This window comes from Roseateles sp. P5_B10 (genome assembly GCF_056400485.1).
The window spans coordinates 1-1,680 of sequence record NZ_JBFULE010001005.1; the positions used below are offsets into that span (position 1 = coordinate 1).

A 1,680-nucleotide genomic window follows, 5' to 3' on the forward strand; every position below is an offset into this window, starting at 1 on the left:
GCGTACTGGCGCACATGGTTGTTGAAGAACAGGAAGCCGGCGTCGCCCTTGCTTCGCACGGACCAGCGCGGCGTCTGCAGGTCGGCCGGGTTGGTCGGCGAGCGCTCGGGCTGGCGTACCGTCATCGTCGCCAGCGCGGCGCCGTGTTCGCGCAGGAAATAGTGGAAGGGACGCAGCTTGGTCAGTACCGGGCGCTGCTGACCGTCAGGCCCCAGCGGTGCCTGGAAGTCATAGCTGATGCGTGGCGTGTCGTTGTAGCCGCCGCTGAGCGTGCTTTCCTCCAGGCCGGTGCCGCCCACGCCAACCGGGTTGCGGCCGCCGTGGAACATGTAGTAGCCGAACAGGTTGACGCCCGAGCCCAGCTGCACGGGCAGCATGGCCGCAATGTCGTCGGGCGACACCAGCGTGCGGCGGCGGTACATCGCTGGCAGGCCGGGGCCGTATTCGGCGCCGAGGAAGGGCACCTTGTCCTTGTCGGTCTCGGCAGTGCCAGGGGCGTGTGATTGGGTCTGCGCGCCGAGATCGCCGCTGACGCGGGTGCTGAAGCGGAAGGCGTGCGTCTCCTTGGGCGGCAGCTCCCGAGTGCTGGTGGCCCAGGGCTCATCCGGGTAGCCACCGAAGACGGGGGTGACCTCGCCGGACGGGTAGACGGTGCCGTCCCAGCCTGTGACGGTGTAGAGCGGCACATCCATGCCGGCCTTCAGCGCGAGCTTCTTTAGTGCGCTGATGTGGTCCTCGCCTTTGCCAGGGCCGCGGATGTTGTATTCGTTCTCCAGCTGCACGCCGACGACCGGACCGCCGTCCTTCCACAGCAGGCCCTTGAGCTGCACGCCGATCTCGGCGTACAGGCGCTCGACATGGCCCATGTATTCGGGGTCGTTGCCGCGCGTGGGCATCTTGTCGACGACCCAGTCGGGAATGCCGCCGTAGCGGGCCTCGCCGTGCGCCCAGGGGCCCAGCCGGACGACGACCTGCAAGCCGGCGGCCTGGGCCAGTTGCACGAAGCGGCGCAGGTCGTGGGTGCCCTTCCAGTTGAAGGCGCCGGGCTGCTCCTGGTGGTGGTTCCAGAACACATAGCTCGCAACGATGTCGATGCCGGCGGCCTTCATCAGCCGCAGCTGGGTATCCCATTGCGAGGCGGGTGCGCGGCTGTAGTGGTACTCGCCCATGACCGGCAGCCAAGGCTTGCCGTCGCGCAGCAGGTACTGGCTGTTGACGTCCAGCGTCTGGCCCTGAGGCGAGCGTGCCGTGCCGAGCTGCAGGTGGCCGGTTGTCGGCGCCGGCGCGTCGGCGCGGGCATCGAGCTTGAGCAGCGTGTCGGCGCTGGCCTGGCCAAGAGCGAGCAGCACCAAGCCTGCGCACAGCGTGAGCGTGCGGTTCATGGAGTCTCCGGTGTCGTTATCTTTTTTTGTCGCGTGTCAGAGCGCGCGCCAGGCCTGCACGAAAGCTCTTGCCCGCGGTGCCACGTCGGACGCCGTCAGGCCTGGGCTGTAGAGCGCCGAGCCCAGCCCGAAGCCGGCGGCGCCCGCTTGCCTGTACGGGGCCATCGTCTCGGGTGTGATGCCGCCCACCGGCAGCAGGCTCAGCTCGCGCGGCAGCACGGCACGCATGGCCTTGAGCACCGGCGGTGTGACCAGTTCGGCCGGGAACAGCTTGAGCGCGTCGGCGCCGGCCTGCAGG

General features: G+C 68.8%; 2 protein-coding genes. Both read right to left on the reverse strand.

Going from position 1 to position 1,680, the window contains the following annotated elements:
- Positions 1 to 1,382: beta-galactosidase (locus AC1DU6_RS30205; RefSeq protein ID WP_477861736.1), on the reverse strand; the 1,382-nt coding region annotated here is incomplete at its 3' end.
- A 36-nt stretch (positions 1,383 to 1,418) separates the two neighbouring features.
- Positions 1,419 to 1,680 (reverse strand): beta/alpha barrel domain-containing protein (locus tag AC1DU6_RS30210; RefSeq protein WP_477861738.1); only part of this gene is annotated, 262 nt, incomplete at its 5' end.